Below are 19,704 nucleotides of genomic sequence, written 5' to 3'. Positions count from 1 at the left end.
CGCACGCTCCAGTTAGTTCTGCAGGACTTTCTGGCCTTTGACGACCACGTTCCTGTCGGCCTTGATCTTGATGGCACCGGAACCGTCGACAGTAATGTTCTTGCCGCTGATCATGATGGTGCCGTCCTTCTTCAGAGTGATGCTGGCCGCCCCGGTGGTCAGGGTGATCGAGTCACCGGCGGTGAGCGAAAAGTGCTTGCCGACGTCCAGGCTTTCGTTCTGCTTGATGTTGGTGGTACGGCTCTGGTCGACATCGCGGGATTCGTTCTGGCCGACGTGGGTGCTGTGGTTGCCGGTGACGTCGGTGCTCTGGTTGCCGCTTATCTCGATGCCTTCATTGCCCTTGACCGTTTCGTTGCGGTTGCCCGCAATCCCGATCGTTTCATTGCCGCCGACATCCTCGGTGCGATTGCCCACAATCGTGATGGCCTCGTTGGCGCCGACTTTTTCCGTGCGGTCCGCTCCGATGGTGATGTGCTCGTTGCTGCCGACCTTCTCGGTACGATTGACGCCGATGGTGATTTTTTCATGGTTGCCGACCTCCTCGGTGCGGTTCACACCGATGGTGATGGTCTCGTTGTTGTCCACCGTTTCCGTGCGGTCGTGCTTGACGTGCACGGTCTCGTCGTTGTCGATGGTCTTGCGGCGGTCATGACCGACCCAGTGGGTTTCGTCGTTCTCGACCTCGATGTCCTGGTTCTTCTCGGCGTGGATGAACAACTGCTCCGAGCCTTTCTTGTCCTCCATGCGGATTTCATTGAAGTTGGCCGGCGAGCCGCCCTTGCTGGAACGGCTTTTCACACCGCTCTGGGTGGCATTGGCGGGGAGGGCATAGGGCACGGTCTGTTCGGCGTTGTAGACACGGCCGGTGATGATCGGCCGGTCGGGGTCACCTTCCAGGAAACTGACGATCACTTCCTGGCCGATCCGTGGCAGGTGCATGGCGCCCCAGTTTTTGCCGGCCCAGGCCTGGGACACGCGAATCCAGCAGGAGCTGTTCTCGTTGGACTGGTCGTGACGGTCCCAATGGAAGTGCACCTTGACCCGGCCGTATTGGTCGGTCCAGATCTCCTCGCCGCTGGGGCCTACCACCACGGCAGTCTGCGGCCCGCGAACAATAGGCATGGGGGTCAGCGGGAGCGGGCGGAAGGCCTGGTGGGCGTCCATGCAATCCAGCTCGCTGACGAACTGTTCGGCCAGGTCCGATTGTCCGCTCTCGTAGGGGTCCTGGCGGATCTGGTAGCGTGCGACCACCACCAGGTACTCGCGATTCTGGTCCGCCCGGTCGTACCCCGTCAGCTTGAACAAATGGCCGGCACCCAACCCACGGGCGAGACCGCGCAACTGCACCCGCTCGAACTGGCTGTGAATGGCTTCGATACGCGTACGGGCGTAGTGCTCACCGTCGTTGCTTTGCAGGTATTCACCGGGGTAGTCGTAGAGCGGATAGTCGCCGTTGCTGTGGCTGCGGCCGACACTTGAGCGTACCTCGAGGCTGGCGCGGGGACGCTGGAAGTCGTAGTCGTTCAACGCCAGCGAACCGGGCTGCACTTCCCGCGCCAGTTGCCAGTCGTAGAAGTGATCGCGCTCGCGCATTTGCCGGTCGGGTGGATAGAAGGGCACCGAGGCGTAGTCCGGCACCGTGGAATGGGCGCCGTAGGCATCGGCCAGCACCAGCACATGGCGCGCCTGTTCGTGTCGGAAGTAATAGTAGATGCCTTCCTGCTCCATCAGTCGACTGACGAAGTCGAAGCTGGTTTCGCGGTACTGCACGCAGTATTCCCACTCGCGGTAGCTGGCGCTCAGGCTGTCTTCGAAATCGGAAAACCCAAGGTCGCGAAACACCTGCTTGATGATGTCCGGGACGGTCTTGTTCTGGAAAATCCGGCAGTCGGACGTACGTGTGAGCAACCAGAACCAGGGCCGCAGGCTGACACGGTAACCGGCGAACTGGCCGTGGCCGGTCAACTGGCGGCAGCCGCAGACGACGCCATGGAAGTGCCGCTTGCCTCCGTCGTGCAGCTCCAGCGCCAGGCCCATCGGCTTGCCCAGCAACTGATCGAACGTGATCGCGCGGTTTTCGGACGTCAGGTCCAGCTCATAGTGAAAACACCGCCCCAGCTCTTCACTGCCTTCCATACCCTGCAACACCAGGACATTGCCGCCGAGTGGACTGTCGACTTGCACCAGGCGGTTGTTTTGCGTGATCTCCATATCGCCTCGTCATTGACCCGAGACAGCGCTGAACTGTGTTTCAAGATAGGTGACACGACAGGGTTGGTTAGGCTCGTTAGCTATAGGGGTTATTTCAAATGCACCAGCCGAGGGGGACGACGTGATTTGCGTATACCGTGCACCTTTGTGGCCGCGGGCTAAGCTCAAGAGGCCACTCATGGAGGATGACGCGATGCCCGCTCAGAGCGAAGCCAGTGTAGCGGTGGATTTCACCCAACACTTTTCTCAGGCGTTTCAAAACAGCGACTATTACCAGGACTTCTGCGATGTAGGAGCGCTTCTGTCAGCGGAAGAAAATTGTCGGGGCCCGCTGGCGTATCTGGAACAACAGTTATTTATCCTGTTCTCAGAGCGCGTAATGGCTGCCCAGGGGGCGTTACGCGCCAAGAACATCGACATTACGCCGGACACCTTGCTGGACCTGTTCAATCATTTGAGCGGCATGAGGAAACAATGGAACAGGGGAACACCCGCTGAGTTTAATGAACTGGCCGAGATCGCGAAGAAAACCACCAGCAAGCTGCTGACCACCGTGTTATCGCGCTGGGAAGCCGATAACGGCTTCGCTGTCGACAAGGAATTCTTTTCCAGCAAGCATTTACCGGCGGACTTGCTGGTGGGCAACGTGCTGTCGCTGTTCAACGATCAACTGGCATCGGGACGCCCCTTCAAGGACCTCGGCGCCGGCCCACAGCACGGCGAACATACCCACAGAATCCAGTGGTACCTGATCGGCATCGGGCTGAAACTCGGCCCCAAGGCTGGCGCCATGTTCAGGAATGTCAAACGCTGGATCAGCCGCCAGCCCATCACGTCCATCGACCAATCCAACACTGTCAGGCGATACCTCTGGGAGTATTTGTTCGACAGAGAGGGAGACCCGTCGAATGCCGCATCGGTTGCGTTCAGATGCACGGACAAGCTCGACTTCCGTGCGCCCAGCAACTTGAACAGGTTTCTAATGGACGATGCGCAGCGCGGGACGTATCCGCTCTTGAATTGGTGTTTGAACTACCGATTCGACAAACGTACCCACCAACGTGCGGGGATCGAGTATGTGTCTTCCAAGGTTTCCGATCGGAATGTCAAAAAAGTTGCGAACGCCTACGAGCGCCAGTTCGTCGAGCCTGGTGACAACCGGCTGCTCAGGGCTTTCAACAGTGGTTTGTTCATTCGCAGGGGGCATCTTATCAATGGGGTTAAATGGCAGAACTGGCCGGATGATCTCTAGTTGAAGATGCTTTGACGCAAGACCAACTATGGGCGCCCGTGAACCGTCATCCCCCTAATCACCGTCTCGGCATGCTGCCGGGCAAGCGCTTGAAGGTCGGGCGCGTAGGGACTGAACAGGCCGAATATCTCTTTGAACAAGGCCCCCGCGATCATCGGGCCTAGCACGGAAAACGCATAAAGAGTCGGGTCGCCAGGACGAACTTCACCGCGTTGTTGCGCCTCGCCAATGACCCCCGTCATCAGTTTCAGCAGGTGGGCCACGACGTTGTCGTGCCAGATCGTCGCCAGGTCAGGGAAGGTTCTGCTTTCAGCGATCACCAGCCGGGCCAGGGCAGGAACGCGGCTGTCACCCAGGCGTCCGGCCGCACCGCTGAGTATCAGGGGCACCAGGTCGCGCAGTGGTCCTCGATAGCCTGTCGACACCTGCTCGATGTCTTGCAGGTTGATCGAAACGGCGTGCTGCACAACGGCACGAAACAGGTCTTGCTTGGTGTCGAAGTAGCGATAGAGCGTGCCTTTGACCACGCCGGCGCGCTTCGCCACGTCGCCCAGCTTGGCCGCGGCGAAACCACATTCGGCAAACACATCCAGCGCCGCGTCGATGATCTCGGCGGGGCGTGCGTCCTTGCGCCGGTTCCATTTGGGTTTGGTATCCGTAACGTCCATCGCCTGGCCTGAGTGCTTCAAACCGGCAGTATAAAGCCGCGCTCACTGAAATAGCGGTTTAACGCGGCGATGTCCGCATTGGGCTCAGCCAGTGCCACGTAGGTGTCCGGACGCAACAGATACACGGCGTCTCGCGCCATCCCGGCCTTTTGGTGCTCAGGCTGCCAGGCGAAGACGTGCAGCGCCATGCCGCAGGCCTGGCACCATTGCACCAGGTCGGGCCTGGCCTCACCGTAGACATGCACCTGCCAGCCGATGGCACGCAGGGGTTCGTAGTTGTCCGCACCGGGCGTGGGCACCCACGGCAGCCGATCACCGCCCTGGACGTCACCTGCCTGACCCTGGCTCAACGGACTCTCGTGGTAGTTGAGGGTGGTTTGCGAAATGACACGAAACAGGTACTCACGCACGTTTTCGCTTTTGTACGCGACACTCGCGAACGCGGGGACGATGCGGGTGCGCACGAAGTCGGCGAACCCGCCTTGGGCGGTCGCGAACGTGAACACTTTGTCGGTGGTCTCGACGAGCTTGTGGGCAAAGGCCTGGCGCTCGGCCTGATAACTGTCGAGCAAGGTCTCGCCAGCCTTGCCGTTCAACACCGCGGCCAGTTTCCACGCCAGATTGATCGCATCGAGAATCCCTGTGTTCATGCCTTGGCCACCTGCCGGGCTGTGAACGTGGGCGGCGTCGCCCAGCAGAAACGCTCTGCCATGGCGGAACCGATCCGTGACGCGATGGTGGACGCGATAGGTGGAAAACCAATTCACGGCGCTGATCTGGATGTTCAGGCCATCGATCGCGTCGTGGCTGACATCTGCAAATGTCAGGGTTTGCGGAGGCTCGGCACGTTCGTCCCGGGCGGTGCCAATCAGGCGATAACGATCCGCTTCACCGTAAGACAGGACCAGCACGAACTCGGACTGGTTGAAAGCCACATGGGCTTCCCCGGCAGGCTCAACGCCGCTGGCGGTGACATCGGCAACGTAAAAAAGCTGCTTGTAGGTGCCGCCATCGAAACCGCTGCCGGTCGCATGACGAACGAGGGAACGGGCGCCGTCGCAGCCGGCCAGGTAAGACGCCGTGAACGTTTCCTCGTGCCCGTCGGCATGTCGCAGGAGGGCCGTGACCTGGCCTGGCTCTTCCTCGAAAGACAACAGTTCGGTCTGGCGTTCGACGTCGATACCAACGCCCTGGAGCTGTTCGATCAGCAGGCGCTCGTGACGATCCTGCGGGTAAATCAGGACAAACGGGTAGGGCGAGATCCGTGCGCCCGCATCGATCAGTGGCAAGCGTGCTTTGCGATCACCACGGGCCCACATGTTCATGGCGGGTGTCTTGTAACCGGCATCCACCACTGCATCGGCCATGTCGAGCTGGCGATATAACTCCAGGGTGCGTGCCTGCACCGCCATGGCGCGAGACGTTTCACCCGGGGCGCTGCTCTTGTCCACGATCCGGACGGCAACGCCTTGCCGATGGAGCCAGAGCGCAAGCGTCAATCCAGTGGGGCCGGCTCCCACAATGAGCACATCTGTCTGTGGCATGAACTGGCCTCACGACTATTAATGACCTTTGAGTCATTAGTAGTCTTGAAGGCTGGTGCTGTCAATGATGGGGCTTGGGCGTTGGGCCAGATAGGGTCATGGAGGAAGGCGAACCCAGGCGTATTCCCTGGGAACTGGTTAGAACAACCTTGAATCCATTACCATCAGGCCGCTTTTCGGCAATCCCAAGTCGCTGAAATGGCTGGGGGCAATGGAATCAGGAAGAGATGGATGTACGTCAATCAAAAATCCGGCAGGTTTATCTTGCTGGCCTGCGTGTTGGTGGTGAGCGGTTGCACTTCGTTTTTGCAGGGCAAGCAATACATCGTTCCCGGGGCCGATGACCCCGCCGCAACCGTTCGCCTCAAAACAGGCGGTGGTGCGAGGCTCGATGCCATGACGTTTAGCGACAACGGTTGCTATGCCGGTTACACGACCCTGCCTTCAAACGGTGACCACATCGAATCCCGGGTGGCTGCGAACAAGGAGCTGATCCTGACCTACTGGAAAATCACTGGAAGCAGCGCTTGTAAGATCCCGTTCTCCTTCACGCCACAGGATGGAGCCACCTACACCCTGGTCCAGGGCTCCTGGAGCGAACCTAAGGCAGGCATTCTCCCTATCTTCAACCGCGACGAGCATTTCTGCGGGGTAGGCGTCATCAAAAAAGTCGGCGATCAAGAGAGCGTAGAACCCATTCAACAACTGAAGATCAAGACCGGGTTCGCCTGCCTCAAGTTCGTCAAGTAAGCATGTCACCTCGTAGTCTGTGCCTTCGACTAGCGCGTCACGGTATTGCGGATATACCGCGCCGGCGACGACCCCAGCGTCTTGCGAAACATGCTGATGAACGAACTCACTGACTCGTAGCCGAGCGCCTCGGCGGTGCGTTGTACCGACTCGCCCTCGGCCAGGTTCTGCAGGGCCACGATGATTTGCCATTGCTTGCGCCATTGGCCGAATGTCAGCCCGGTTTCGCGCTTGATCAGGCGCGCCAGGGACCGTTCGCTCATGGCGACCTGATGGGCCCACTGGGCCATGGTGCAGCGATTCGACGGGTCTTGCGCCAGGCTACGGGCGATGAAACGCAGTTGCGTCGAGGCGGGAAGCGGCAGGTACAGCTGTTCGGTGGGCGCCAGTTCCAATTGTTCGAGGAGCACGCTGGCCAACCGCGCCTGGGTACTGGCCGGTGGATAGTCCTGGGGCTGGGCGCTCAGGTGCAGGATCAACTCCAGGATCAGCGGGGAAAGCACCAGCGTGCAGCATTTTTGCGGCAGCGCGGCGGCGCCGGGTTCCACGAACAGGTAGCCGATCTTGCCGTTGGCGGTCACCCGGTTGCTGTGGGCGATACCACCCGCAATCCACACGCCGAACCCCGACGGCACCATCCAGACCCCATCCTCCACGGTACACACGATGCCCCCGCGATAAGCCACCACCAACTGGCCTTTGCGGTGCGTATGCACGGGGAATTCGGTGTCGTGTCGCTGGCTCCCCAGCATCAGCGCGACGGCGGGCTGTTCGAAGCTGTCCAGTTCAAATTGTTCCATCGCCGAGAGATGCGTCTGGCCCATGCCGTCTCACTCAAGTTGTCTGAATTTGATTATAGGTTGGCAGCATACTCAATATCGGCACGTCCCTGCAGTGCTTAGCATCGTCACCAAGGCCATCAAGGTGATTGCCGACTGCGAGACGCAACCGATGCTGAGTGAAATCACAATTGCCCACCTCTACCTGCCTCCCTTCTTGCTGTACGTGGGGGTTGCAGCCCTGGTGTACGGGGCGCTGGAACGGATCATGCGGCGCTGGCTGGACTGGACCTGGCACCCGGAGATGGCGCGCTTTTTCGTGTCGCTGATCGTCCTCTCGCTGCTGGTCTTGAAGGGGTGAGGGCGGCGCAATGATCATCAAACAAGTGCTCAAGGTGCTCGTCACCCTTGGACTCGGGCTGATTGCCCTGCTGTTTTGCTCGCAGTTGTGGCGTGCCTATGAGTTGGCGCCCTGGACGCGGGACGGGCGGGTCAGCGCACACGTCATCCGTATCACCCCCGAGGTGTCCGGCCAGGTGGAGCGGCTGCGGGTGGGCGACAACCAATGGGTGGCCAAGGGTGATCTGCTGTATCAGATCGACCGCAGCGCCTATTTGCTCGCCGAGCAACAGCGCACGGCCGAGTTGGCCGAGGCGCGCAGTGTCTTCGAACAGCGCAGCACGCAGTTCAAGCGTCGTCATCAGTTGGGCGATGCCATCGCGCAGGAGGAGATCGACAACGCCGCCCGTGACCTGGCAGTGGCCAAGTCGCGCCTGGACGCGGCCCAAAGCCAGTTGGCCCAGGCGCGCCTTGACCTGGACCGCACGACCCTTCGCTCGCCGGTGGACGGCTACGTGACCCAACTGCGGCTCCAGCCCGGTGACTACGCGTCGGCGGGCCAGACCAACATCTTTGTGGTCGATAGCCATAGCTTCTGGGTCACCGGGTACTTCGAGGAAACCAAGTTGTCGGGGATTCGGGTCGGTGCCACGGCATCGATCAAGCTCATGGGGTTTGCGACGCCGCTTGAAGGGCATGTGGCGAGCATGGGCAGGGGCATCGCTGACGGCAATGAGCTGCGCAGTAGCAACGGCTTGCCTCAAGTGGCGCCAACGTTCAGCTGGATACGCCTGGCCCAACGGGTGCCGGTGCGGATTGAACTGGACAAGGTGCCGGCGGATGTGGAATTGGCCGCCGGGATGACTGCCAGCATCGAGGTCGCCGAGGCAGGGGCCGCGCCACGTTGGAGGCTGACGCAGTGGCTTCAGGCTTTCCTGTGATGGCCCGCGGGTTGCAAATGCTCGGGGCACGGCTCGGCGCATGGAGCCCCCAGCCTTCGGGCTACCTGCTGCGCAGCCTCGCGGCGGCCACTCTGGCGCTATGGCTGGGCTTCCAACTGCACCTGGAGGCGCCGTTCTCGGCGGCTTCGACGGTGTTGTTGCTGATCCATCCGCTCCAGGGCGCGGTGGTCGGCAAAGGCTTCAATCGGGTGCTGGGAACCGTGGTGGGACTCGTTGTCGCGTTGCTCCTGACCGGTCTGTTCGCCCAGAAAATGCTGCTGTTCATCCTCGGGATCGGGGTATGGCTGGGGCTCTGCGTCGGCGCCATGACCCTGCTGCGGCACTACCAGGCCACGGCAGCCGTGGTTGCCGGTTACACCGTCTGCCTTGCCCTGGGGCCGGCCATCGTCGCGCCGCAGTTGGGTTTCGATCATATCGTGGCGCGGTGCACGGCGGTCGTATTGGGGGTGTTGAGCCTGAGCCTGGTGGCCACCTTGTTCAGCCGCAAGACCGTCGAGCCGAAACTGCGCCTGGCCCTCCAGGACATCTGTTCCCGCACGCTGCAGTGGCTGGCCATGCAGTTCAAGGCGGAGCAGGGTGCGCACCCGGCGATTACGCAACGCCAGCTCGCCCTCGACATCAACAAGGTGGATGAGCTGCTCGGGGTCGGTCGAGGCGAGTCCTTTCTGATTCGCGCCAGGCAGGCGAACCTGCAGGCGGGGCTGGCGTACCTGCACGCCGTGGTCCTGGACGAATGCACGACCGATCGGTGTGTCTCACCAGCCTTCACCCAAACGGGCATGGCGTTGCAACAACTGGCCGACGCGCTACCCGGCTTTCGCGCAGCGGCCGATCGTGTCCGGGCGCTGCAAACTCGCCTGGCGCAAGCACCTGAGCACACGACGAGCCAGCAGCGCTTGGAGGACCAACTGGCTGACCTGTCCAGCGCCTTGGTGAGCTTCGCCAGCCTTGAGCATGCGCCCCAGGCGCCTGCCCGCGCGGTGGGTTTCCATCGTCACTATGCAGACGCGTTGCGTAACGGCTTGCGAGCGCTGCTGGCGACGTTGGCAACCGCAGCGTTCTGGTACCTGTCTGCCTGGGACCAAGGGCCGACGCTGTTGGCGGTGTTAGGGCCGTGCTGCACGTTACTGGCCACCAGCCCGGCGCCCACCCAAGGCCTGGCGCGCTTCTTCGAGGGCACTGTCTACGGAATATTGGCGGCAGCGGCGTGCAAATTCCTGGTGCTGCCACACCTCAGCGGCCTGGCGCTGCTCACGGTGGTGATGATCGCGTTCTGGGCCGTGGGCATTCAAGCCACGACCCGCCCGCGTCACGCCCTGCAAGGCATCGCCTACCTGATTGGCTTCAACACGCTCGTCAGCACAGGCCTGGCTGCCCAGTACGATTTTGCCGACTTTGCCAACCAGGCGCTCGCGTGGCTCGTGGCGCTTGCCCTATGCGTGCTGGCCTTCCAACTGGTGCCGGGAAAACCCCATCGCCACCCACACGTGTTGAGGAAGGCGATTCACCAGGACACCCACCGACTGCTTCGTCATGGGCACCGGATTGACCCGTTCAAGTGGCAGGCCAGGCAGCAACACCGATGGGTGACCTTGCAGGCGTTGGCAGCGGCCGATGAATCGCAGACTGCCCAGGCCGACGCCACGGCCCTGCAACTGAGCCGGCAACTGATTCGGCTGCAACGCAAAACCCGCGACCTGGCTCCGGAGTCATCGACTGGTCAATGCGCGCGACGGGGCGATCGACGGATTTCGACGTCTGCCTCCGACCCGGCGATCAGCGCGGCCCAGGCCCGTCGAACCGCAAGCTCACTGACCCGCCTCGGCGCCCACGACCTGGCTGCCGATTATCGGGAGCTGGCGAGGCTGCTCGAAACGTACGCACACCTCGTCAGCGCGGATAAGCGCAAACGCTTTCGTTAACACAACCCAGGTGAAATGAAATGAAGCCACTTCTTGTTCCAATCCTGTTCGGTTTGATCATGTCTGTTCCATGGAGCGTCCAGGCTTCGGACGGCGCTGATGCGCTGGAGCGTCGCCAGCAGGCCCTCAAGCAAGAGCAGACGCGCCCGGCGGGCAACGAGGACTCAACGGCCCGAGCGCCCAAGGCACAGAAACAGAAACCGTCCTTGGCGAGCTGATCACAACGCCGGCCCTGATGAATCAGGATTGCCAACGCGGGCGCCCGACCATTGCCCTTGGTTTTAATACATACAAAGCATATGCTCTTCATATACGAAACGTATGGAGTGAAACCAATGGGCATCGTGAACATCGACGACGAACTGCATGATCAACTGCGCCGCGCTACCAAAGTGTCTTGCCGTTCCATCAACGCGCAGGCGGCTTTCTGGATCAAGGTCGGACTGCTATGCGAAATGAACCCCGATCTGAGCTTCAACGAGGTCATGCGCCGTGAGCTCGGCAGCGCGGGTGTGCGGGCCCAGCCACTGGTGATGAGTTGAGCATGATCAAGAATCCGCAGCAGATCGCGCTGATGGCGGAGTCAGGGCGACTGCTGGCGTTGGTGTTCGAGCGGCTGGACCAAACCCCGCTCGCAGGAATGTCGACCCTCCAGGTCGATGCCATGGTGGAACGGTTCATCGTCGACGATCTCAAGGCCCGACCGGCGAGCAAGGGCCAGTATGGCTTTGGGTTCGTGCTCAATTGCTCGGTCAACGAGCAGGTTTGCCACGGCGTGCCATCGCCCTCCAGGATTCTGCGCGATGGCGATATCGTCAATCTCGACATCACCCTGGAAAAGAACGGCTATATCGCCGACTCCAGCAAGACCTACCTGATCGGCAATGTCAGTGCCGCTGCGCGGCAACTGGTCCAGGTCACGTACGAGGCGATGTGGCTCGGCATCCGCGCGGTACGCCCAGGCGGGCGGCTGGGTGACATTGGCGCGGCGATCGAGCAACACGCCAGGCGCAATGGTTACTCGGTGGTGCGTGAATACTGCGGCCATGGCATCGGCCAGCAAATGCACGAAGAACCCCAGGTGTTGCACTTCGGCAAGCCAGGCACCGGCCTGGTGCTGCGCGAGGGGATGGTGTTCACCATCGAGCCCATGCTCAATCAGGGCAGCAGCCACGTCAGGACCCTGGCCGATGGCTGGACGGTGGTGACCCGGGACGGCGCACTCTCCGCGCAGTTCGAACACACCGTGGCGGTGACGTCATCTGGGGTGTCGGTGCTGACGTTGCGCTCGGATGAGTTGGACGGGCGTCCGGTGCCGGCCCTGTAGTCTGGGTGCCGTTAGAGGCGCTCGCCCTGGAGGTGCTCACGAATGAGCTCCGCCAGTAGCCGTGCCGGTTCGGTCAAACCCTGGCCAGAACGATGGATCAACCCGATATCACGGTGAAAGGTGTGCACGCCGAGGTCCAGTGCTCGCACGCCCGCCGGCCAGGGCGGGTTCTGCGTCGTTTGCGGTACCAGCGCAACCCCGACACCGTTTTCGACCAGTTTGACGATGGCCTCCAGCTCATCCAGTTCGAAGACTTCGTGCGGGGTGACGTGCATCTGGCGCAGGAAGCGATCGACCTGCCTGCCACCGAAGGAGGATCGGTCGTAGCGAATGAAAGGGTGGGTGGAAAGCAGCGCCGCCCAATCGTCCCCTGGCACCTGGCGCGGCACGATCAGGCGGTAGGGCTCAAGCGCCAGGGTCGTCCAGCGCAGATCGCTGTGCAGCGAAAAGGGCGGTCGAATGATCACGGCCAGGTCGATCTCGCCAGCGTCGACCAGGTTTACCAGCTCCATCGACAGTCCCGGGATGACACGCGTGCGGCACAGTGGACTTTGCTGGTGAAACCGGGCCAGGGCATCCGGCAGGTAGGAGCGCTGCACGGACGCGATCGCACCGATGTTCACCCGCACGCTCGCTGGTTGCCCCACCGCCGCGGAGCCCAGGTTGTCGTAGAGCTTGAGCAGTTCCTGGGCCTGCAGGAGTACCTGCTGGCCCATGGGGTTGAGATGGGCCGTGCGGCCTTTTCTGTCGAACAGCTCGAAGCCGAGCTCGGCCTCCAGGCGCTGGACCTGTGCGCTGACAGCGGCCTGCGTGAGGCCGATTCTGTTCCCGGCAGCGGCAAAGGTGCCTTCGCGCGCCACCGCAATGAGCGTCTTGAGTTCTTTGATCATTCACAAATATTAATTGTGCTTCTAAGAAATATATATTGATTTTTCTGGTTGGTTTTACCCGCTACGATGCGTTTGTTCCCCACGACAACCGCTGCCAGGCGCCATGACGATGGCGGTGTTCGCCCATCACAACAACAGTATCGGAGCCCCTGATGAGCCTCTCGCCCTTTCACCTCGCCATCCCCGTCTACGACTTGCCCGGCGCGCGACGTTTCTATGGAGAAGTCTTTGGTCTTGAAGAAGGACGTTCCAGCAGCCAGTGGGTCGATTTCAATTTCTATGGTCACCAGCTGGTGATTCACCAGCAGCCGAAGACCGCCGCCCAGGACAGTGTTCACAGCAACCCGGTCGATGGTCACGATGTGCCTGTCCCACACTTCGGCATCATCCTGGGGTGGGAGCAATGGGAGGCGTTGGCCGAACGCTTGAAGTCGTTTGGCGTCTCCTTCGTGATCGAACCCTACGTTCGCTTCAAGGGCCAGGTCGGCGAGCAAGCCACCATGTTCCTGTTCGACCCATGCGGCAACGCCCTTGAATTCAAGGCATTCAAGGACATGAGCCAGATCTTCGCAAAATAGAGGGCACGCGCCCGGCAGATCACTGCACCGACAGGGCCGCGGTCGTGGAGCGGGCGACGTCGATTTGCCATAACCGCCCCTGATGATCGAACAGCACGCATTCGCTGCCCACGAAACGCAGTTGCGCATGCTCCAGCGGCCAGTCCATGACGGCGCAGAGCCGGTCGCTGCTGCGGTGTATGAAGTGCCAGCGGGCCTCATCCTCGCCGACCCTGAAACCTATCACCAGCCACTGCGCGAAGGGGTAGACGTGCAACGGGCCGGCGGACTCCGTATTGAAGCCGGGCAGGCGATAGCGCTTGCTCGTGACGCCCTCGTACACCATCAGCGCGGGATCGTTGTCGACGCCGTCTTCGATCCACAATTCGACGGTTCGGCCCACCGCGTCGAACACTTGCCAGCTGTGCGCCTGACGCCGGACGGGCAGCGGTTCACGGCGCAGCAATCGGCGCTCGGGCAAGCGGTAGTGCCAGAGCAGCGCTTGCTGCGGGGTCTGCAGGAAGACCGATTCATTGTGCTCGTCATCCCGAATCGACGTGATCTGCCCAGGCAGGTCACCGACGTGCCACAGGGTTTCGAGTCGGCGACCCACGTCCACGACGCGCAACTGCGTGCCGCGGCCAACGGTCCAGGCCGTGCCGTCGAACGTCCTGGCGAAGGCGTCCAGCATCAGCACGCCCAAGTCGCTGGCGCTGCGATTGACCAGGTCCAGCTTGCAGATGCGCCAGACGTCGCCGCGCCGTGCCAGCGCCAGCGCGACCTGGCGGCTGTGGCCCAGCACAATGACCTGGGTCGGCACCGGGAAGTGGAAGGCGCACTTGCCGTTGGCTTCGACGACCGACGCACCGGCTTCGCCCAGCGCCAGCAGGTAGCGTCCATCCGTCAACGGCACGGCATCGCAGATCGCCCGAACGCCCCTGTCTGGCGCGGTGAATGACAACGGGTCGCTGAACCGCTCAAGGCCTTGGTTGAGGCGTTTGTTTCGAGGCAGGCCGTTGCCGGGCAGGTCTGCCTGGAGCAATTTGTCCTTGCTCATTTTAACCAGCGCCTGGAGCTGGTTCTGGGTCAGGTGGGCCTGTGGCCCGGCCTGGTCACAAATGATTGCCCGCACGGTCGCGGCTGCCAGCCAGGCCAGCGCTGGACTGTAGGCCTTGTGCGCCAGCAGCGCCTGGGCGAGGGTGGCGCGGTCCATGACCCGCGCCGGATCGCTGCGCAGTGTCTCGACCCAGGTTTCATAGGCCGTGAGCGTGTCGGGGAGCAGGATGGCGCGTTTGACCAAGGCGCCAATGGCCAGGCTGCCGCCTGCGGCCTCGGCGGCGAGCAGCCATTGTGCGGCGCGTTCGCGCTCTGCCGGCAGGCTCCAGATGACGTCCACCGCCTGCAGCCACAGGCCTTTTTCAGTCAGGGCCAGCGCCCATTCCAGGCGCAGGCGCGCAGCGGCTTCGGGCCATTTCTTTTCGAGCAGGATAACGGCATCGGCGAACGCATTGTCGCGCCGGGCGACTTGTAGCGCTCGCTGCCAATCCCCGGCCAGGCATAGCAGGCGCACGATGGTCGAGGCGGACATGTCCCAGGCCAGGGCCAGGTCGGCGGCCTGTTGATGGCGTTGCTGCTTTTCCAGGTAATCGAGCGCTTCCTGTCGCGCCCTCAACAGTTCGGCCAGCACGAACACGGCTTCCTCGATCCGCCCCTCGCGATCCAGTCGCTCGAAGGACTGCCGGTAGACCTGCTTGAGGTGGCTTTCCAGATCGGCCTCGAACAGCAAGCGGGTGCCGGGCACTGAGTGCTGGCTGAGCGTCAGGTCCTGGCGCCGGGTGGGGGTGCCGAATGCCTGGCCGGCATCGCCCTGGCCGCCGCCCAGCGGAATGGCATGGCGCAAGGCTTCTTCCAGGTTGCCGTTCTCGAACATGTCCAGCATGCGTTGCATGTAGGCGGCCTGTCGTTTGCCGTACAGCGCTGACAGTCGCGAGTGACGAGTCAGTTGGGTCAACCAGCGTCGCCACCTGGCCGGGCCTCGCGGCCGGCCCGAGGCCCGCGGTGGCACGCTCGGCTGCACGGGGCGGGCGGCATCGGCAACATGGGTGGCTTTTCCAGTCGTCGTCCTCACGCCGTCGCGCCGCACCCAGGCACGCCCGGCCATCAATGCCAACATGAAGAGTACGAAAAACACAGTCCCGATCAGCGCCCACGCCAGGGCATTGTCCAGGTCGAACCCGGAAGGATCCACCGTTCGCGGCGGCTTGACGGTTTCAGCAGGCGGCGCGGTGGTCGGGGACCGCGTACCGTTGAGGGCATTGATGGCGAAGATACCGGTGCCCACGGCCACCCCAATGAAGCCTGGCAGGCCATCTTTCAACGGGCCTCGGCCCTGCGAGTGAGACGCGGAGGCGGGCGGGCGGTGGGCTGCCGTTGCCTTGTCGACGGCAGCCTGACGCTGGCGCTCCAACAGGGCCCGCATCACCCCCTCGCGCTCGGGGCTGACCGGCGCCAGTGAATCGCCGAGGATCTCCCGGATATCGGTTTGCACAACCAGCGGCTCGGCGTGGGGTTCTGGCAATGCATCGCGGCAGTCATAAGTGGCGAGCAGGGCGTACTGACTGACGTCGATCCATTGGCCGGGGGCCAATGCCGTGGCGTCGCGCAGGTGCAGCGCACTGACCTGGGTGCCGCGTACCAGCCAGACATCGGCGGGTGCCAGGTGCTGCATTTCCTCGTTGCTCAGCCGCGCCGAGCACAGCGTTCGCCCCTGGCGAATCAACGGCCAGCCGGCCAACCCCTCGCACAGCCGTGCACAAGCCTTGGGAAAACGCAGCAGGTCGCCGTCGGCAAAGCGATAGGCCTTGGCGTCGGTTTGCCAGTGGGACAGGATCAGCCGAGCCCGTTCATGCTCACTGAAGCGCTCGGCGGGAAACCACAATGCCTCGATCGGTTGATAGCCGCTCAGCACCGGCCGGCGGATCATGACGATATCAGGACCGGACATAGGTGCTTAGCTCCGAATATGGCTGCGGCGGATTGCACATGACCTGCAGGACCCTGCGTTCCTCCCGGACCGCATACACCACCAACTCGCGAGCCTTGGTCAGTGCAGCGACCAACCCGCTCATCGGACAGAAGGTAATCCTGGCAATGGGGTCCTGGGTGGTGAACAGCGCCTGCTGCTCACCCTGGCAGTACAGGGCGACCGTCTGCTGGTGAGGGCTGAGCAGGACCATGGAAAAGACTTCGTCGTCACCGATCAGCAATCCCAGGCCTTTCCAGCCTGGCGCCAGGTCGACCTGCACGGTCTGAAGGTCGGGGGCGACCAGCTGCCACTGCTGGTGGCCGTCGACCAGGCGCATCCAGGCACAGCCGTGAAAGGCCCGGTTCCAGCATGCACTGGCCGGGAACAATACCTGAGCGACGTCGTTCGCCGTGCCCACCAGATCGCTCGCGGGCTGGCTGAGCCAGGCATTGAGCCGATGGACATACAGCCGACCGGCTTCCTGGCGCAGATAGACCAGCATGTCGCGACTGACCTGCGCCATGCCCACCACGTTATCGGCCATCGAATGCGTCATCCCCGACGCGCGCTGCGGCGGCAGCTTGCCGTTGTCGGTCACCCAGAAGGCCAGGTGTCCCTTGTTGTCGAGCAGGAAAGCTGCGCCGTGGGTGCCGTTGTGCAACCAGACCATGGGCAGCAGCGTGGCCGTGCCCACGGGGATCTGCAGTTGATTACGTTCAGGCCGGGCGGCCGCCTTGACGAAGTCCATGTTCCAGAAGACCAACTGCTCGTCGAAGCTCAGGATCGCACCGGGCATGCGCCCTGGGAATGTGATCGCCAGCGGCGTGCCACGGCTGTTCCAGAGAGTCTTGCGAACCTCGAGCGGTTTTTTCTGCCGTGGCGCCGGGAGCTTGATCACCACGAGCCCGGGCTCGTCGAGCATTTTCAGGGCGACATGGGAGCCGCTGCTGGCGATGATCGGCGCCAGGGTCAGGACCACCCGGGCAATGGGGGTCTTGACCGGCGTGCGCGCCAACTGTCGAGCGGTGTCGAACTCGCCTTTGATCAGTTGCAGGGCCTGGCGTTTGTCGGGAAAGGGCAGGGCGATTTGCCGGGTGGTTGCGGCCTGTAGCGAGAACATCAGGCTGCGGCCATCGAGGCTGTCTTGAATCTGCACCCGGTGGGTGCACGAACGGCTATCGGTGGGCGGCAGGCGCTGACCGACGAGCCAGCGTTCGCCGCTGTCGTACGCCTGTTCCGACAGCCAGGCGCACCAGGTGCGCCAGTGCTCGTCACTGACGGTCTGATAGGTACGGGCGCTGAGTAACTGCTTCAAATGCGCGGCGCCCTTGAACTCGTTCAGTCGAGGCGCTTCCTGCAAAATGCCCCAGCGCAATTCGGCCCCGGCTTCGCTGGCACGGCGGGCAAGCAGGATCAGCAGGGCCAGGTGCACCAGTCGCGGGCCGCCCAGTTGCAAGGGGCCGGCGTCAAAGAGCACGACAATCATGCGGTTGGCGTGATGCGTGCGGTAGCGCGGCGCCAAAAACAGATGCTCGCCCACCACCGCCCTGCGTAGAAACTCGTCGGGCAACTCATCGGCCAGCAACCATTCGCTGGTCAGCAGTCGTTCATAGGGGCCGCGGCGTTGCAGGTCGCCCAGGCCGTCGGGTTCGGGGTCGCCGCCCGGCTGCATGCCGCGTAACGGACCCAGCAACGGGTTGAGGCGGGTGAACAGGTCGGTCAGCACCGGCAGTTGTTCGGGGGCAAACCATTGCAGCCAGTCCCGCCAGGGTTGCAGGGATTTGGGTAATTGCATCAATGACCTGCCCACTCATCCTGAATACGTTGCAGATGCCGGGCCGTGACGGGCAGGCAGCGGTCCAGGGGCAGAACCGCCCTGGGCGCGTGCCACAACAGCAACGGCGCGCGGGCGAACCTGTCGAGCAGCGCCTGGCCCATCAGGTCCACCGGCATATCGGGTTCCCAACTGGTGGGCAGCCAGAGGCCGGGAGCGGCGGGCTCGCTACAGGCGTAGTCGACACCCTCGACCCACGGCAGGTCATCCACATGGCCGGTGACGATCAGCACGTCCCGGTTGGCCGTGGCTTGCAGGCGAGCGGTTTGATCCTCAGGCATGCGCAGCAGGCGTGCGTGCAGACGCGCTGCGACATCACCCCAGGCCACGGCCGCCTGGGGTTGACCGGCCTCACGCCGCGCTCGCCAATGCCAGTCGAGGGCAGGGGTGGCCCTGTTCGTCATGCCTGGGCGCTCAGCAGGTGAGCCACTTTTCCGCGCACCTCATGCAGCCGCTGGGGGATGGTCTGGCTGTTGAAGTTGGCGTCGATCTCACGCAGCAGCGCTTCCAGCAAGGGGCTGGCCGGCGGCTCGCTGCGCCCCAGGTAATCCTCGGCCGTTTCCAGCAGGCGATGCAGGCGAGCCATCGGTTGCAGCGTCGCTTCTTCGACGGCACTGAACAGATGGCTGTTGTTGCACTGGGCCAAAAGGTCTTTCAGCACCTCGCGACCGTGCTGCTGGGTCTCGCGGGTCGGCAGCACATAGAGCAGCGGCCAGAGGTCGGCTTCGCTGGCTTCGCGGTGGCCACGCAGCAACGCGGCGGCGGCGATCAGGCGCTGGGATTTGACGATACGGCGGTCGGACAGTTGGATTCCGGCTTCGCGCAACCGGCGAATGGCCTGGGCCAGTGCCGGGCGCACCCGGGACAGGTCGACGTCCTTGAGCGCCTGGCCCAGCGTGTCGAGCGGCGTCAGCCCCAGCAGTTGCGGGACCGGGCGTTGTTCGGACTGCCAGCCGCCGGCCAGCATCGCTTCGAGCTGGTTGTCGGGGACGGCATCCACGAACAGGTGCAGCAGGAATCGGTCGCCGAAGGCCGCCAGCGATTCGTCGTCGGGCAGGCCGTTCGCCGCAGCGACGCAGACGCGCAAGGGGCACTGGACCTGGGTGTGGCCTCGGCGGAACCGTCGCTCATTGAGCACGCCGAGCAGGGTGTTGAGAATGGCCGTCGAGCCCAGGAACACTTCATCCAGGAACACGATGTCGGCTTCGGGCAGCATGCCGCTGGTGTCGGTTTCCACCGTGCCTTCGCGCAGTTTCTTCAGGTCCACCGTGCCAAACAGCTCCGAAGGCTCGGTGAAGCGTCCCAGCAGGTATTCGAAATAACGCCCGCCCATGGACTGGGCGACCCGACGCACCACCGCGCTTTTCGCCGTGCCGGGCGGGCCCACGACCAGGATGTGCTCCTGGGCAACCGCCGCCAGCACGATCAACTCGGCCAGTTGCTCACGGCCGACCAGGCCTTCGGTGGCGGCGCGTACTGCCTGACGGATCTGGGTGGCGGCGAGGTCGAGCGAAGCGGACATGGGGATCTTCCCTGAATCTGAAAGGGCCTATCTTGCCTGAAGGCGAGGGCGAACTGGGAAGTTGATCGGCATGCAAGGCCCAAGCTTGAGCCTCGTGGGGGGAGCCCGCCACGGAACAT

Annotated in this window: 18 protein-coding genes; 9 read left to right on the top strand and 9 right to left on the bottom strand. The window is 62.9% G+C overall.

Features of this window, described 5'->3' with window-relative positions; translation table 11 throughout:
- Window positions 1-12 precede the first annotated feature (12 nt).
- A complete protein-coding gene (locus VM99_21635) occupies window positions 13-2,214 on the bottom strand; it encodes a type VI secretion protein ImpA (protein AKK00543.1) in 2,202 nt (733 codons plus the stop codon).
- Window positions 2,215-2,392: 178 nt separating this feature from the next.
- Between VM99_21635 and VM99_21630 the strand changes: the two genes are divergently transcribed.
- Window positions 2,393-3,466: a hypothetical protein gene (locus tag VM99_21630; protein AKK00542.1), complete on the top strand. Its 1,074-nt coding sequence runs from the start codon at window positions 2,393-2,395 to the stop codon at window positions 3,464-3,466.
- Between the two features lie 26 nt (window positions 3,467-3,492).
- Here the strand turns inward: VM99_21630 and VM99_21625 are convergent, their stop codons facing one another.
- Window positions 3,493-4,134: a TetR family transcriptional regulator gene (locus VM99_21625; protein AKK00541.1), complete on the bottom strand. Its 642-nt coding sequence runs from the start codon at window positions 4,132-4,134 to the stop codon at window positions 3,493-3,495.
- Between the two features lie 17 nt (window positions 4,135-4,151).
- Window positions 4,152-5,678 carry an FAD-dependent oxidoreductase gene (locus tag VM99_21620; GenBank protein AKK00540.1) on the bottom strand — a complete coding sequence of 509 codons (1,527 nt, stop codon included), beginning with the start codon at window positions 5,676-5,678 and terminating at the stop codon, window positions 4,152-4,154.
- A gap of 231 nt (window positions 5,679-5,909) precedes the next feature.
- On the opposite strand from VM99_21620, the gene VM99_21615 reads away from it, so the two are divergent.
- Window positions 5,910-6,428, top strand: coding sequence for a hypothetical protein (locus tag VM99_21615; GenBank protein ID AKK00539.1), 519 nt, complete (start codon window positions 5,910-5,912; stop codon window positions 6,426-6,428).
- Between the two features lie 29 nt (window positions 6,429-6,457).
- Here VM99_21615 and VM99_21610 read toward each other — a convergent pair whose 3' ends face one another.
- Window positions 6,458-7,252 carry a transcriptional regulator gene (locus VM99_21610; protein ID AKK00538.1) on the bottom strand — a complete coding sequence of 265 codons (795 nt, stop codon included), beginning with the start codon at window positions 7,250-7,252 and terminating at the stop codon, window positions 6,458-6,460.
- Between the two features lie 127 nt (window positions 7,253-7,379).
- Between VM99_21610 and VM99_21605 the strand changes: the two genes are divergently transcribed.
- From VM99_21605 to VM99_21580, 6 genes are all read left to right on the top strand, one after another.
- Window positions 7,380-7,568 (top strand): hypothetical protein, encoded by a 189-nt coding sequence (locus tag VM99_21605; protein AKK01824.1) that lies wholly within the window; start codon window positions 7,380-7,382, stop codon window positions 7,566-7,568.
- A gap of 10 nt (window positions 7,569-7,578) precedes the next feature.
- Window positions 7,579-8,487, top strand: coding sequence for a membrane protein (locus tag VM99_21600; GenBank protein AKK00537.1), 909 nt, complete (start codon window positions 7,579-7,581; stop codon window positions 8,485-8,487).
- Window positions 8,488-8,504: 17 nt separating this feature from the next.
- A complete protein-coding gene (locus VM99_21595; protein AKK01823.1) occupies window positions 8,505-10,430 on the top strand; it encodes a fusaric acid resistance protein in 1,926 nt (641 codons plus the stop codon).
- Between the two features lie 20 nt (window positions 10,431-10,450).
- Window positions 10,451-10,648, top strand: coding sequence for a hypothetical protein (locus VM99_21590; GenBank protein ID AKK00536.1), 198 nt, complete (start codon window positions 10,451-10,453; stop codon window positions 10,646-10,648).
- A gap of 117 nt (window positions 10,649-10,765) precedes the next feature.
- On the top strand, window positions 10,766-10,972 hold the full coding sequence (locus VM99_21585; protein AKK00535.1) for a hypothetical protein: 207 nt from the start codon (window positions 10,766-10,768) through the stop codon (window positions 10,970-10,972).
- Between the two features lie 2 nt (window positions 10,973-10,974).
- Window positions 10,975-11,757 carry a methionine aminopeptidase gene (locus VM99_21580; protein ID AKK00534.1) on the top strand — a complete coding sequence of 261 codons (783 nt, stop codon included), beginning with the start codon at window positions 10,975-10,977 and terminating at the stop codon, window positions 11,755-11,757.
- 11 nt (window positions 11,758-11,768) lie between these two features.
- Here VM99_21580 and VM99_21575 read toward each other — a convergent pair whose 3' ends face one another.
- Complete coding sequence (locus VM99_21575; protein ID AKK00533.1) at window positions 11,769-12,647, bottom strand: LysR family transcriptional regulator; 879 nt, start codon at window positions 12,645-12,647, stop codon at window positions 11,769-11,771.
- Window positions 12,648-12,799: 152 nt separating this feature from the next.
- Here VM99_21575 and VM99_21570 point away from each other — a divergent pair, with 152 nt between their 5' ends.
- Complete coding sequence (locus tag VM99_21570; protein ID AKK00532.1) at window positions 12,800-13,225, top strand: glyoxalase; 426 nt, start codon at window positions 12,800-12,802, stop codon at window positions 13,223-13,225.
- A gap of 19 nt (window positions 13,226-13,244) precedes the next feature.
- Here the strand turns inward: VM99_21570 and VM99_21565 are convergent, their stop codons facing one another.
- The 4 genes from VM99_21565 to VM99_21550 form a co-directional block, all read right to left on the bottom strand.
- On the bottom strand, window positions 13,245-16,208 hold the full coding sequence (locus VM99_21565) for a hypothetical protein (GenBank protein AKK00531.1): 2,964 nt from the start codon (window positions 16,206-16,208) through the stop codon (window positions 13,245-13,247).
- Window positions 16,195-18,024, bottom strand: a complete 1,830-nt coding sequence (locus VM99_21560) for a hypothetical protein (protein ID AKK00530.1) — start codon at window positions 18,022-18,024, stop codon at window positions 16,195-16,197. The genes VM99_21565 and VM99_21560 overlap by 14 nt, the downstream gene beginning before the upstream one ends.
- Window positions 18,024-18,392: a hypothetical protein gene (locus tag VM99_21555; GenBank protein AKK01822.1), complete on the bottom strand. Its 369-nt coding sequence runs from the start codon at window positions 18,390-18,392 to the stop codon at window positions 18,024-18,026. The genes VM99_21560 and VM99_21555 overlap by 1 nt, the downstream gene beginning before the upstream one ends.
- A 71-nt stretch (window positions 18,393-18,463) precedes the next feature.
- Window positions 18,464-19,585, bottom strand: coding sequence for an ATPase AAA (locus VM99_21550; protein ID AKK00529.1), 1,122 nt, complete (start codon window positions 19,583-19,585; stop codon window positions 18,464-18,466).
- Window positions 19,586-19,704: the final 119 nt, after the last annotated feature.

Origin of the sequence: Pseudomonas chlororaphis, assembly GCA_001023535.1 — a bacterium.
GTDB lineage: Bacteria > Pseudomonadota > Gammaproteobacteria > Pseudomonadales > Pseudomonadaceae > Aquipseudomonas > Aquipseudomonas chlororaphis_E.
This window is presented reverse-complemented; position numbering and strand designations above follow the sequence as displayed.

Excerpts from the sequence above, each read along its gene's own strand:
- VM99_21635 (AKK00543.1), bottom strand. The coding sequence starts at position 2,214 with ATGGAGATCACGCAAAACAACCGCCTGGTGCAAGTCGACAGTCCACTC.
- VM99_21630 (AKK00542.1), top strand. The coding sequence starts at position 2,393 with ATGGAGGATGACGCGATGCCCGCTCAGAGCGAAGCCAGTGTAGCGGTG.
- VM99_21625 (AKK00541.1), bottom strand. The coding sequence starts at position 4,134 with ATGGACGTTACGGATACCAAACCCAAATGGAACCGGCGCAAGGACGCA.
- VM99_21620 (AKK00540.1), bottom strand. The coding sequence starts at position 5,678 with ATGCCACAGACAGATGTGCTCATTGTGGGAGCCGGCCCCACTGGATTG.
- VM99_21615 (AKK00539.1), top strand. The coding sequence starts at position 5,910 with ATGTACGTCAATCAAAAATCCGGCAGGTTTATCTTGCTGGCCTGCGTG.
- VM99_21610 (AKK00538.1), bottom strand. The coding sequence starts at position 7,252 with ATGGGCCAGACGCATCTCTCGGCGATGGAACAATTTGAACTGGACAGC.
- VM99_21605 (AKK01824.1), top strand. The coding sequence starts at position 7,380 with ATGCTGAGTGAAATCACAATTGCCCACCTCTACCTGCCTCCCTTCTTG.
- VM99_21600 (AKK00537.1), top strand. The coding sequence starts at position 7,579 with ATGATCATCAAACAAGTGCTCAAGGTGCTCGTCACCCTTGGACTCGGG.
- VM99_21595 (AKK01823.1), top strand. The coding sequence starts at position 8,505 with ATGCTCGGGGCACGGCTCGGCGCATGGAGCCCCCAGCCTTCGGGCTAC.
- VM99_21590 (AKK00536.1), top strand. The coding sequence starts at position 10,451 with ATGAAGCCACTTCTTGTTCCAATCCTGTTCGGTTTGATCATGTCTGTT.
- VM99_21585 (AKK00535.1), top strand. The coding sequence starts at position 10,766 with ATGGGCATCGTGAACATCGACGACGAACTGCATGATCAACTGCGCCGC.
- VM99_21580 (AKK00534.1), top strand. The coding sequence starts at position 10,975 with ATGATCAAGAATCCGCAGCAGATCGCGCTGATGGCGGAGTCAGGGCGA.
- VM99_21575 (AKK00533.1), bottom strand. The coding sequence starts at position 12,647 with ATGATCAAAGAACTCAAGACGCTCATTGCGGTGGCGCGCGAAGGCACC.
- VM99_21570 (AKK00532.1), top strand. The coding sequence starts at position 12,800 with ATGAGCCTCTCGCCCTTTCACCTCGCCATCCCCGTCTACGACTTGCCC.
- VM99_21565 (AKK00531.1), bottom strand. The coding sequence starts at position 16,208 with ATGTCCGGTCCTGATATCGTCATGATCCGCCGGCCGGTGCTGAGCGGC.
- VM99_21560 (AKK00530.1), bottom strand. The coding sequence starts at position 18,024 with ATGCAATTACCCAAATCCCTGCAACCCTGGCGGGACTGGCTGCAATGG.
- VM99_21550 (AKK00529.1), bottom strand. The coding sequence starts at position 19,585 with ATGTCCGCTTCGCTCGACCTCGCCGCCACCCAGATCCGTCAGGCAGTA.